A 13607-nucleotide genomic window follows, 5' to 3' on the forward strand; every position below is an offset into this window, starting at 1 on the left:
TGGGTTTTTATGTACAAAGAGAACGGTATAGAAGCTTATGAAGCACATAATCGAACTGAGTTATTAGCAGGTTTAGAGGTAAAATCTGAATATATCCTTATTAAAGGAGACTATTATAAAGACATAAGAAAGATTATGGATACTCATCCTCCAGAGAACGAAAGTATAGGAGTGGCCTTAGGAAGTGCAGGTGTGTTATCAATTCTTATTTATGCAATAAATGCAGTAAGAATTTCATTCAGTAAAGAAGATAAAACGGATAAAATAATTGACAGAAAGTTAATGTTATACAAAATTAAAAAGATTACAGATGATGGTTTATTATTGAGTTTAAAGCAGTTAGATTATTAGAAATTGCATATAGAGAACTATTTTGGATAGTTCTATGCGAATAAATACACTTAAACTATCGGGGCGTTAGTTCAATAAGACAATAAAACAAACGGAACTTCCAAGCTTATGGAAGTTCCGTTTTCCTTTTAATATATTATCAACAATAAACTTTAACAGAGCCAATTAAAAAAGGAGACCGTGATAAATGACAGTCTCCTTAATTATTAGTGAAATAGTTGGTAAAAGGACTCATTATATGGTGACATTTTTATATTTGAGTTTTACCAGTTGAATGAAACTTTCCAAGTATAACCAAAAGCCCGTTCATAAACTCTAATGTTCAGCTGTTTACCTCCCCACCTCAACACCTAGCTTTAATTCCTCATGATAAATCCATGCATTCTGCTCAGGTGTTGTGGCACCGATCCAAACAAAAAGTGGATCTGGACCGTGTGAGCCATTGAAGGTGACGACGAGGTGTTTGTAGTGTTTAAGATTATACTCATCCTCTTCCCTAAAAAAAGAAAGCTGTGGATTGTATAGGCGATTTCCTTCGGTGTACTCGTTTCGATATTCACTGTATTCAGGCAGATCTTCAGGACGTTTTACCTGGCTGAAGGTGACGACAATTTTTCTAGTTTCAAAAAAGACCAAGACATACTCGTAGGATAGACCTGCTGTTCGAATTTCAGGTGTTACATTTAATTCTGGATGTTGATTCGTGATGTGATAGATGGAGTCGAAAACATATGAGGCACGTTGTCTGGAGATGAAGTTTCTTTCGGTGATGAGTGCGGATTTGCCCTCTCTATCCTTATAAAAACGCTCTAATCCATTTTTAATTCCTTTTATAATTAATTGTTTTTCCGCACTGCTTAATTTAAATTCAATACTAGAATCTAGCAAAACTCGAAACCTCCCTACTTATTCATTTTTCTCATTATACCTTTATAGGGGTGTCGAAAAGTGTTAGATTCTGGGTGACTCTATTAACATTACATAAAAAAGAGAGTAAGCATAAACACTCTTACTCCATTTAATAGAAATAATTATTCAAACAAATCTTTTGTTGCTTGTATCCAAGTTTTAGCCATAAGCATATTGCCCAAGGAGTTCATATGAACACCGTCTATTGTAAGAGGAATATCCTTCTTATGTTTTAAAAATGAAATAAATGCCTGATGTGTTGGGACCATTACCGCATTATATTTTTCTGCTAATCGATGGATGATGTCAATATAAGGTTTTAGCATACTGTTTCCTTTTCCCAAAACCTCCTCTGATATAACAGTTGGTTCCATTAAGATGATTGAAGCTTTCGTTTTCTCCTTAGTCTTTATCAGAAGATTTTCAAATACTTCTTCAAAGCGTTGTGGAAACACTTGTTCCATGTCAGGAGTATCTATTTGTCTCCATACATCGTTGATTCCAATGGAAATCGAAACAATATCAGGTTGAAACGAAATAACATCTTGGTCCCACCGCTCAGCTAGATCGATTACCCGATTTCCGCTAATCCCTTTGTTTATCACGTCGAAATCCCTTTGAGGATTGGAAACTTTCAAATAATCATGAAGCAATCGCACATACCCTGTACCTATGCTATCACCCTCATTGATGCCCCACCATGTAATACTGTCACCAATAAAAACAATTCGTTGTTTCACACTTTTCCCCTCCATGTATGTAAATAATTCTCTAGTTTTTCACACACATAATAACTATAAAAAGTTATCAGGCTGTTGGGATTATCTATATCCGATCGAGAGTCGACTTTTAATGGTTCGAGTTCCCTTTTCCAATTTGTTAAGTCAGTGATAATTACACTTAATTCTTCATGCTGATCTACTCTCTCAGGGTCGATTACTCGATATGGAAATAGAGGCACATTCCATTTCGAAACTTCCGAAAGGACAGATTCCAATTTCTCAATCGATTGTTTAGCCTTTATTTGATGCTCTTCGAAGATGGAATAGAAATCTGCTTCAATCTCCTCGAAGTTATCTCCCCAAGTTAACCGTGCAAAAAAATAACTGTTCATCAATTGTAAGGATTCCCATGGAAAATCTAGATTTAACTTTTTCTCATCCTCTTTTGGAATATAAGGAACAATTAGATTAACCATGCGCTTGATTCCTATCTTAGCGTACACTTTTATGTCCTCATGAATTCTGTGAAATAAAGGAGGAAATAAATCGCCCAACATATAATGGTCACTATAATATTCAAAAATAGTGATTTCCTTCTGATTAGCCTTTGTTCTGTAACACCATTCCTGTAAAGCCTCAAACGCTCTCTCTTCTTTTATAAATGATTGCTGATAATTTCTTCCCCAATAAGCAAATAGCGTATTTACTTTACTAGAGACATGTAACCCATCGTGAAGTTCTAACATATCCCATGATAAGCCAGCATTGTAAGCAATATGCTCGACTTCAATAGAAGGAATCTCACGTTTTATGAGTTCAGTGAATTCGATGTAACGAGCTAAAAAACCTTTATTATCGTTTGTCCCTATATCCGCCGGCCATAACGATACTCGTTTAATGGAAGTTGTTTTTTCACTGTAACTTTTAATTTTATCGATCAGTGGAAGCTTCCAGCTATCATCTGAAAAATCAATCTGTCTTTTTTCAGAAACCTTGGAATCCATTAATAAATAATGCATACTATGGCCGCCGATTGTAACGGTAAGTCCTCGTTTTTCAATCTCTTCCTCTATTGTATGTTTTACTTTATCCCATAACATAAAAGTAAAAAATAACTCATTGATATATTGTTTGGCTGCCCAATCGATGATTTGTGTTAAAAAAGGAATGTCATCGTAATTTTCAATAACCAAGCCTCTTCTTACCATGCTTCCACTTTGAATGTCAGATGTTAAAAAACAGTCTTCCCTGTATCCAATTTTTTCTTTAGATAAAAAGTGAACCCATTTGTACCCAAATAATTTTTTACAAAGATGATAAACACCATAAAGTACTGATCTATCATTGTTTCCAATAATGTAAATTTCTCGTTCCTTTTGTATGAATTGAAAAGCATCAATAGATGGATCATCTTTTAATAGAGACTGTTCGATTAAGCCTGTTTCTATAAAATCTTGATCCAGCCCTAACACAAATGAAAACGTGATAGGCTCTTGAACCAGACCTGTATACTTGAGCAGCTCTGCTTTCGCAAACAATATTGTTACGTCATTTTTTAGAGTTGTACATCTAACCACCATTTCACACCTACTCACATTAATCTAAAAGAGATTGATTTAATTCTTTTAAAATAAAGCCAGATAAGATTATTGCATTTGTCCATCCACTTTCTATCACATATGCACCCCAACCGGTGTCACCATTATTTCCAAAATATTCCCCACTGGCTAAATGGTATGACCGCATCCAGCCACCATCAAATTCCTTCTTTGGAGAAGTGATTTGAATGTTTGATAAATAGTGACCTAGTTTCTCATGAAATTTTTTTATCTTTGAGTCGTCTGTTGCTTTCCATGCCTCCCAAGCATTCATGAGTAAGAAATTGTTTGTGTACAATTGGTCCGCAATTCTTTCACCATTCGTTCGGAACACACCGGTATCTTCTTTACCATATCGTTCCGGATCTGGATTATCACTTTCTTCAATTCCACCTTTTTCATGCTGGTTCTCAGATAAGTAATCAAGTACTTCAAATAAACCTTTCCGAATGGTGTCATTCTTAGTGACGGCATACATTTGGGATAATGATAAAAGAAATCTACTATAGCCAGCGGTCTTGCTATACATGAATTTCAAATCCCTTTTATTTTCAAGCATTGTTAACGTACCTTGGTAAGCGGTCTCTAAAAATTTTTCATCCTTCGTCACACAATACGCTTGTATAAAGGCTGCGTGGACAATAGATTCAAAATGAGGGTTCATACTTGCCAACGTGGAATTCTGGAAGTACGCTCTTCCTTTTTCCATTAGTTCTTGTTCACGGATACATTCCGGGCGCAGACCATTTTGATTTTGAGTATGTAAGAGAGCATAAGCTGTTAATAGTCCTCTTTCTTTGTAAACTATTTGACCTGTTTTGCGGTATAAATATAAAAGAACTAGGGCTACCCAACTATTATCATCTGAAAATACTTGGTCTGGCTTTTTTTTCGGGCTTTGGAACCATTTCCAAAAACCATATGTAGCTGAGTTCGGGTCTGTATCCTGATAACCCGCTTCGAATAAATAGTTTAATAATTGATTTGATCTCAGGGTCCATTGAGTCTCTTTCTTATATTCTCCATAAAGATAAAATAAAAGTGCGGTATGAGCATGACAATCCGGTCGAAAATCCTTACTTATATCGCTTCGAATGGAATGGATATTCTCATAAACTCCGAGACTGGCATCATCTTTCGGTAAGATTCCAGAATGTAAAAACCAGTTCATCCCTTTTTCTATTGTTTGTTTATTATCAGATTTCTCTGATGGTTGAATGATAGGTTGGATTGATTGAAGTGGTAAAAGATACTCCATCTGAAACCATTTTATAACGGAATTGCATAACCAATTAGGTCGTAATGTCCATTTCTGTTCATTACCTAAAAAAGAAAACGTTGAAAAAATGGTTTTCCCTTTCCCTTGTTTTTTCACTACAATTCCAGGGTATTGACCATTCTCTTCAGTTTGATGGGTCTCTTTGAAATGACCGATATCTAAAAGCCTTTCCGTATCAAAGGTAAAGCCTGTTAAAAAGGCACCTTGCCATTCTAGTAACTTACCTTTTTTACAAAAGTGGTTATCATTAGAAATCACAAGTTTTTCTAGTCGACGGTTCGTCACCGTAAAATCCTGTTTGAAGCCAAAAAGACGAGAGGACGGAAAGTCCTCACAGTTAATGAGCTCTCCATATAAAATTCCACCATTGTTTATAAAATCCCAAAGTTTTTCAAGTAATTCGTACGATAATTTCATTGGAATCCCATTGTCATTACCATTAATAAAAATGAAAGAGTATTGATCTAGGTTCTCTTTTAAAAGCTGATTGATATCCGAAAAATAATGAGTATGGCTCACAACGCTTTTCATTTGCATACTTTTGTCAACTAGAGCGATCAATATTTATCCACTCCACTCTTTGTCTTGATTCAAATTTTATGGATTTTAGGCCAATCAAGTTCAATTCCTACTTTTACTAAACGCGACTGAAAATCCTTTAAGGTTTCTTCTTGATTTCTCACAGCTTGTGGGATGATTTCATGGTCAATACAATAAGCTGCAAGATGGCCGGCCACTTCCCCAATATTCCACTCCACAGGATGTAATCGATAACAACCATTTGTAAGATGGGTAGTACCAATATTTTTGGAAGCGGGTAACAAATTTTCAACCCGTATTGGTAGTAAACTCCCTAGAGGAATTTGGAATGGATGAGTTGAGATATCAATATAAGTATCCAATCCTGTACTAGGATGTAGGTCTAAACGGTAGCTTCCAATCCCCACACTATCCTCAAAGAAAGTGGAACTCTCTTTCCCATCTATTTCACCGCTGATATGTTGTTCCATTACGGTAAATACAGATTTAATTCTTCTTGATTCACGGATATATGGATACATCGCTAAGCCATCTTCTGTTCCGAGAACATCTTTTCTTAAGCGAATACCAGGATATCCTTTCCCTCCATCTGGACGAGGTGCTTCCGTTTGCATCCAATAAAGCAAGGATAAACTTAATTGTTTGGCATTATACAAATGCTTTTCTTTCTCTTCATCGGTTACATCAATGATAGGACCTAGCCAATAATCGTTTTGTGGCCAGTTGACGACAGTTATATCACTTTGAAACGTTCCTGGTTCAAAGTTATGTTTGTCGAGAATTCTACGATAGTTCCATAGTGAAAAACGATCTGGTTCGTAAAAAAAGGAATATTCAATGGGTTCCAGTGTATGAGGCACAAGTCCCCACCAGCTTAATTGTCTGGCTGGCCAAAACTCTGCCTGATAGTTTTTCCAAAATTCATATTGATCGGGTTTTTCAATTGTATGGTCTTCCCCTTCGATATGATCGATGGCAAAACAATAGGTAAAAGCCTGCATATTGTAAGGTTGTGGCTCGTTTGGTGCATGGGCTTCACCTGTTTCTGCCTGTGATTCAGCTCCAATTACATATTCAACATCAGCAAGGGGTAAAACATCCCCCAACTCTGTAGCGTCCAAGTAATACTTTCCCTTTAATTGGTATGAATGGCCAGTACTTAAATGCTCAACGGTAACAGAACGAACTTGATCATTTTCTGTTTCAGCTTTAATGATTTTATACTCTATTAGTAGCGTCAACCTGCCGTTGCTTATATAGGGCGCAAGCATATCGTAAAGAACTCGCAATGCTACTCTCGGTTCATGGCTTATTCTACTAACAATTGCATTACCAGGATTGAATTGATCATTCAGCCGATTTTTGGTCTTAACTGGAAAATTTGAAAGATAGTATTCTCTTATTTTTCTTCGGAAACTCTGATAGGTTTTCGTTGCTCCAAAGCTTTCAATCCATGGATGCTCATCTGGTGGTACACCCTGGCTTGTTATCTGGCCACCAATCCATTTTGTTTCCTCAGTTAAAACCACGTTTTTTCCAGATTGTAAGGCAGAAAGTGCAGCAGCACATCCTCCAAGGCCTCCACCAATAATGACAATATCTGTTTGCAGTTCTTGGGAGACTTTCATAGCATAACCCCTTTCGTTTTCGTGAGATCGATGTAACTCAAGCTCTAGAATTCAAAACTAGTCAAATCCCATTTTTATTTAAATTAGTTTTACTGGGCTTCTTTTTTCAGAAGATTGATACGCTGCTAGTGCTACCTCTACTGCTTTTAACCCTGAATATCCTGTTGCTAAGGGCGATTTCCCGTCTTTTACACTTGCGACAAAATCCTCAATCAGTCCGGCGTCCATATCATCACCCCAGCCAATCCATTTGTGGCCTTCGTGATTTGAATAATAATCCATTTTTTGTGAGAATGCGTCTATCTTTAATGTCCCATTTGTACCGATAATTTCCATTGTTACATCGCCCCATGTTGGATAAGAGCTGTTTCTTGACCAACTGCAATCTAGTGTGGCAAACATCCCATTTGTAAATTCCATTGTTAGAATTCCACAATCATCAATTGGATGATTAATATATACATTACCGATTTCTGCATAAACTTCCTTCACCTCGGCTCCTGTAAACCATCTCATAATATCGACAACGTGAACCGTATGGTCAAGGACCGCTCCGCCTCCAGACTTCTCTTTGTCAATAAACCAGCCTCCCGGATTTGTTCCCCGATTTGTTCCCTTTATTGCTAAAATCTCTCCCAGTACCCCTTCTTCAATCACTTTTTTAGCATGTTGAATGGGTGTATTAAATCGAACAGGAAAAGCTGTACCTAACAGAACTTGATGTTGTTCACACACGCTTATCATTTCTTCGATATCTTTAAGATTGGTAGCTAACGGTTTTTCACATAAAACATGTTTTCCTGCTTGAGCTGAAGCAAGTACATGGCGATGATGAAGACTGTTTTCAGATGTTACAATAACAGCATCAATATCAGATTCAAGTAAGTCGTGGTAATTTTGATAATAAACTGTATTGAATTGCTGGGAATACTTCTTTCCTCTTTCTTCATTCTCATCGGATATTCCTGCTAATGTGACACCTTCCATATTTTTGATGACAGATGCGTAACTATGGGCGTGCATATGAGCAAAACTTATAATTCCAATTTTCAAATCAGTTCTCCCCCTTCTGACCTATTGAAACCGGTAATCCTGTTTTTAAAGATTGGAGGGCAGCAACAGATATCTCCATTGCCTTATATGCATCTTCGGCTGTAACAATTGGTGTTTCGTTCTTTTGCAAACATGTTAAGAAATGCTCTAGTTCAATATGATACGGCGATTTTTTCAAAGGGCTTTGAGGTACCTCAACACCATTTTGTTCCTCGTTTGATTGTCTAATTGAAAGGAACACAGGCTCTTCTTTTAAACTATCATAATCAATGATTCCACTTTTTCCTGCAAATTCAAATTGAGAGGAAAATGTCTGATGATCCCAAGTACCTTCAACATGAGCAATAACACCTGATTTAAAGACCAATGTAACAATGGCATAATCGAGATGCTCCAGTCCCTTCTCAGAAAGTCCTTTCGTAAATACTCGTTCCACTTCACCAAAAGTCCACCGTAAAAAATCAAAATCGTGAATGATTAAATCAAGTATCACGCCGCCACTTTTAGTTTGGTCAGAGTACCAATCACTCCATCCCGATGGAAAACTTCCTCCTCTTCTTGTTCGAACGATACCAACATTTCCAATTGCGCCATTTTGAACAAGCTCTTTTGCTTTTGCATACTGTGGAAAGAAGCGAACCACATGCCCGACAAATAACTTCACATCTTTTTTCTTACAGTAATCAATCATTTCTTGAGCTTCCTGAAGGGAGTTAGATAATGGCTTTTCGCATATAACATTTATTCCTAAATTTGCAGCTTTTATCACATACTCTTTATGCAGAAAAGTTGGAGCACAAATATCGATCACATCAATCCGTTCGAGATTTTCAACAGCTTCTTCTAAAGTTTGGAAAATCGCTGTATCGTGCTCACCTCTAATTTGTTCAGCTTGCTCTTCTCTGATATCAACAATTCCGACTAATTTGACATCTTTCATTAAATAATAGGCACTAGCGTGGACCATACCCATTGTTCCGGCACCTATCAATAAAATGTTTTGCATACAATCAACCTCTTTCCTTAACTTCCGAAAGTTACTTAATTGGATGAATTATATTTCCATGCAACCATTGGCGATTACTTCTTTGTACCAATGATAGCTTTCCTTTTTTAATCGTTCTTGTGATTGAAAGTCTATATAGACTAAACCAAAGCGTTTGCCATAGCCGTCTGCCCATTCAAAATTATCCATTAACGACCATGCAAGATAACCAATGATGGGAATACCTGATTCAATGGCTCTATTAACGGCCGTTAAATGTTGCTTGTAATAGCGAATTCGGTCTTGGTCATTCACTTTCCCATTAACTAGATCATCCACGCAACAAGCTCCATTTTCCGTTATAATAAGTGGAATATCACCATAACGCTGTACAAGATAATGAAACACATTATAGAAGCCATCTGCATAGATTGGCCAGCCAATATGTGTATGGTTATAATCGATTTCAATATTCTCAATATCTAGTAATCCTTCATTTTCTTTATAACGAGCGACATTACCGGAATAATAGTTTACACCTATAAAATCGATAGGCTGCTGTATGATTTCCATATCTCCTTCTTCAGTATGAAGCTCTGCACCCTTCTTTTTAAACCAATCGACCAAATACTCTGGATACACGCCCTCAAAGATAGGATCTAAAAACCAATCAATATTATGTCCAATCTCTCTTTTACAAGCTTCAATATCTTCAATACGATTACTGTAGGGTTCTCTCCAAGTGGTATTGGTTGCAGTACCAATCTGACCTTCAATCCCTAGTTCACGAAAGATCTTGACAGCCGATCCATGCGCTAAGAGCAAATGGTGGGATACATCAATGGCAAGCTGAAGATTCTGATACCCTGGTGCATGAACCCCTTGATAATTCGATAAAAAGGCAGCACATAACGGCTCATTTATCGTCTGCCAATATTTTACTTTCCCATTGAATTCCTTAAAAATGGTTTCCGCGTATTGGCTAAATGCATCAATGGTATTCCGGTTTGCCCATCCGCCATGATTCTGTAATGCTTGTGGGAGGTCCCAATGATAAAGAGTTAGCATAGGCTCAATTCCCTTATCCACTAAACGGTCAACTAATTTATGGTAATAGTACAACCCTTTCTGATTTAGTTCTCCTTGACCATTTGGATAAATCCTTGGCCATGATACAGAAAAGCGATATACACTTACGCCTAATTCGTCCAATAATTCGATATCTTCTTCATAACGATGATAACTATTACATGCGATATCACCATTATCATTATTCTTTACTTTACCGGGGGTATGGGAAAAGGTATCCCAAATGGATAACCCTCTCCCATCTTCAAAGGCTGCACCTTCAACTTGATAAGCAGCAGTCGCAGTTCCCCATTTCATCCCTTTTGGAAACTGTATAATCGGCATTTGCCTTCCTCCTTACAAATTTACCAATTAAAATTACCTGCTGTAGCTATTCGATGGTAGAAATGATTACCTAACGAACCTTCTGGGATCCCATTTGGACCATCATGAACTAATCTTTTTTCCTCTAATTCTTCAATTCTCTCGATTGAACCTTCAAGCCAATGTGTAATTCGAAGTTTAGTCGTTTCCATTCTGGCAAGTAATCCACCGTAACGGAATTCAATAATTTCCCAGCCGAAAGGTTTATATAGGGAAAACCAGACCTCCCTATGCTTGTTATGAAGAATACTTATTTCGCTCGTTAATGTTTGTAACTCTGTTAAAAGAAGTTTCACCGTTTCCTTATCAACATTGTCATAGGCTTCTTTTAATCGAATTCCCATTTCCGACTTAATACTAAGTACACTTGCAAGATGTTCATAGAATTCAAATAGTAACGATGCATTAGGATTTCGTTCCTTGGCAGCTCTTAATTCAGGAATTAATTTTTGATAATGTGCATTCAATTCAAGTCCACGGATATTTTCATCAAATAAACCAATAAGAAGATCCTGCCATAATAAAAATTTAGAAGCATTTGAGGAGTTTAAATTATTTTCCATTACTCCAGGCGTTTCATCTAATCGATTGAGGGCAAGGAAATCCTCTAAATGGTTACCTGTACAGAAAAGGAAACGTTCTGCTAAATGTTCCTTTGTTACTGTTTGGTGATAGGTATGTTCCGCATATAGCTGGATAACTGGTAATGCAGTTGTAAGTGGGGTTTCACCACCATTGTCACCCCATAACGTCGTAAAAATTTCTCGTAATCCATCTTTTTTACACGCTGATAAAGCAGCTTCTGTCGTTACAAACGCACGTCCATAGTTTGGAGAAATCCCATTCCATGTCCAAGCCCCACCAGCGAAAAGAGTATCTCTTCCTAACTCCTTATGTTTCTGAATATAAGTACGGTAAAACTGTTCATCTGAATGATAATAATCCCAATATACTAGCTCAACATTTTTTGGTATGGAATTAATCGCTTCTTGCGGAATATGTACGTCTTCATCGTAATATTCGCCATGTTTTGATCCTAAGCGGAAATACATATCACTCCAAATCATTGGTTTTAGTCCATGACGCTCTGCAATCGATACAACTTGTTCTAAATGCTTATTCATAATCTCAAATCGATTCTCATATCCGTTTAAATCTAAATAGCGTCCAAGTCCAAGCTGATGCGCTTCATCCATTCCAATATGAATTCGATTGGATTTAAATGGTTTCGAAGCAGCCTGAATCATACTTTCTATAAATTGATAAGTTTTTGATTCACCTACTAATAAAATGTCAGCAGTATCTCTAATTTCCTTAGCATAGCCCCACTTCAAGGCCATTGTTAAGTGAGCGAGAGTTTGGATACAAGGAATCATTTCAATCCCAAGGGCGTCTGCATATTGATCACAAGTCTTAAGTTCATCTTCTGTGTATCTACCACGCATATATCCGAAATACGGATAATCTGGTACTTCATAAGTATCCTCTGTGTAAAGCATGACAACATTTAATCCCATAATTGATAGTTTTCTAAGCAGTGCTTGAACTTCATCTACTTTTAAGACGGCATTCCTAGATACATCCAGCATGACACCACTTGTTTGAAAATGGGGCTGTTCCTTTACCTCAAATTCACCATTCTTTTTATAATTCTCTAACCACACGCCAATTGCACGATAGAAATGAATTTTTTCCTGATAATAAATTTCACCTTTTCCATTCTTATTGCTTACATGGATAGGACCTTTCCTTTGAATAACGGTAATCGGATAGCCTTTTTCATCTAATTCGATACCCAATTCATCGGCTAATAACTCTAATCCTTTTAAAATTGAAGTTGTTTCACCCAATAAATTAATTTGCATATACGATACCTCCTCTTTAATTTTTACAGTAATAATTCTTTATTTATTTCAAAAAAATCTATTTATTACTACGGAAAACGAAATCTCCATCTATTATGGTGCTTTCTACTTGTAATTCATTTGATAAAACGACGAGATCAGCATCATATCCAACTGCAATTCTGCCTTTACGGTCACTAACTCCGCTGACAATAGCTGGATTATAGCTGGCCATTTGCACTGCTTCTTCAATCGGAATACGGCAATTGTGAATGATATATTGAACTGCCTTGTCTAGCGTTAACGAACTTCCCGCAAGGCTTCCGTTCGCCAATGATACTTTTCCGCCTTTTTTGAAGACTGTCTTACCGCCGATTTGATGGCACCCATCTGGTAATTGATTGGTCCCGGTACAATCAGAAATTAATGTAATCTGATCAACCCCCTTCATTTTGTAAAGGAGTTCAATTATTTTTGAATGCACATGAAAGCCATCTGCAATAATCTCACAATGTAATTCTTGTAAATCAAGCGCTGCAAACGCAGCTGTTAAATTACGATGTGTTATCGGACCCATCCCATTGAAACAATGAGTAACTCTTGATAGGCCGTATTTAATCGCCTTTTCCATTTCCTCATAGGACGCATTTGTATGTCCCGCAGAAATGGCAACCTTCTTTTCCTTTAATACTTGAATTACATCGGTTGCGTTTGGAAGCTCAGGCGCCAATGTAACAATTCGTATCACATCACAAGCCATTCGAAGGATCGATTGTACTTCATCTATAGCTGGATCTAGTATGTACTTCGCATTTTGAGCACCTCTAAATTTTTGATTAATCCATGGTCCTTCTAAATGAACACCCAATAATTGGGCACCACCAGGATTTTCGGCGACTATTTGTTTACTTAATAAAAGGAAGGTTTTAATATCTTCTAAAGTGGCTGCCCTTGATGTTGACAAGAAACTTGTCACACCAAAAGATGGGAGCCCATTTTGAATGCGATAAAAACCTTCCTTTGTACGATCCATAAAATCTTGACCATTTAGACCATGTATATGTGTATCTATAAAACCTGGACAGATCCACCCTTCTACTTGGTAGTAAGGCAGATCTTCCATGTTTTTTTTGCCAACGAAAATGATTTTTCCATCTTTGATTTCGATGATCATATTTTTATCTATTCTCTTATCAGTAACAACATTTCCTTGTAAGTAAAAGTGGTTACACATCATATGACTTCA

The 13607-nt window shown here is 36.9% G+C and carries 11 protein-coding genes; 1 reads left to right on the top strand and 10 read right to left on the bottom strand.

All coding sequences use genetic code 11. The features are described 5' to 3' along the window. Positions 1 to 9 precede the first annotated feature (9 nt). Positions 10 to 351 carry a hypothetical protein gene (locus V7138_RS06720; protein WP_335395241.1) on the top strand — a complete coding sequence of 114 codons (342 nt, stop codon included), beginning with the start codon at positions 10 to 12 and terminating at the stop codon, positions 349 to 351. A gap of 330 nt (positions 352 to 681) precedes the next feature. On the opposite strand, the gene V7138_RS06725 is transcribed toward V7138_RS06720, so the two are convergent. From V7138_RS06725 to nagA, 10 genes are all read right to left on the bottom strand, one after another. Continuing rightward, complete coding sequence (locus V7138_RS06725; protein ID WP_335395243.1) at positions 682 to 1239, bottom strand: hypothetical protein; 558 nt, start codon at positions 1237 to 1239, stop codon at positions 682 to 684. Between the two features lie 143 nt (positions 1240 to 1382). Beyond that, positions 1383 to 2000, bottom strand: a complete 618-nt coding sequence (locus tag V7138_RS06730; RefSeq protein WP_335395246.1) for an SGNH/GDSL hydrolase family protein — start codon at positions 1998 to 2000, stop codon at positions 1383 to 1385. Further along, on the bottom strand, positions 1997 to 3562 hold the full coding sequence (locus V7138_RS06735) for a hypothetical protein (protein ID WP_335395248.1): 1566 nt from the start codon (positions 3560 to 3562) through the stop codon (positions 1997 to 1999). Before V7138_RS06735 ends, V7138_RS06730 begins: the two co-directional genes overlap by 4 nt. A gap of 16 nt (positions 3563 to 3578) precedes the next feature. Next, positions 3579 to 5420: a hypothetical protein gene (locus V7138_RS06740; protein WP_335395250.1), complete on the bottom strand. Its 1842-nt coding sequence runs from the start codon at positions 5418 to 5420 to the stop codon at positions 3579 to 3581. A gap of 29 nt (positions 5421 to 5449) precedes the next feature. Then, the gene (locus V7138_RS06745) at positions 5450 to 7027 is read right to left on the bottom strand and encodes an FAD-dependent oxidoreductase (protein WP_335395252.1); all 1578 of its coding nucleotides are present in this window, start codon (positions 7025 to 7027) and stop codon (positions 5450 to 5452) included. A 78-nt stretch (positions 7028 to 7105) separates the two neighbouring features. After that, complete coding sequence (locus tag V7138_RS06750; RefSeq protein WP_335395253.1) at positions 7106 to 8080, bottom strand: Gfo/Idh/MocA family protein; 975 nt, start codon at positions 8078 to 8080, stop codon at positions 7106 to 7108. A gap of 1 nt (position 8081) precedes the next feature. After that, positions 8082 to 9086 (bottom strand): Gfo/Idh/MocA family protein, encoded by a 1005-nt coding sequence (locus V7138_RS06755; RefSeq protein ID WP_335395255.1) that lies wholly within the window; start codon positions 9084 to 9086, stop codon positions 8082 to 8084. 48 nt (positions 9087 to 9134) lie between these two features. Then, positions 9135 to 10478, bottom strand: a complete 1344-nt coding sequence (locus V7138_RS06760) for a GH1 family beta-glucosidase (RefSeq protein ID WP_335395258.1) — start codon at positions 10476 to 10478, stop codon at positions 9135 to 9137. Between the two features lie 20 nt (positions 10479 to 10498). Then, complete coding sequence (locus tag V7138_RS06765; protein ID WP_335395262.1) at positions 10499 to 12382, bottom strand: beta-N-acetylhexosaminidase; 1884 nt, start codon at positions 12380 to 12382, stop codon at positions 10499 to 10501. A 58-nt stretch (positions 12383 to 12440) separates the two neighbouring features. Beyond that, the gene (nagA, locus tag V7138_RS06770; RefSeq protein ID WP_335395264.1) at positions 12441 to 13598 is read right to left on the bottom strand and encodes an N-acetylglucosamine-6-phosphate deacetylase; all 1158 of its coding nucleotides are present in this window, start codon (positions 13596 to 13598) and stop codon (positions 12441 to 12443) included. Positions 13599 to 13607 lie beyond the last annotated feature (9 nt).

The organism is Bacillus sp. JJ1533, assembly GCF_036965045.1.
In the GTDB taxonomy this organism is placed as follows: domain Bacteria; phylum Bacillota; class Bacilli; order Bacillales; family Bacillaceae_L; genus Ferdinandcohnia.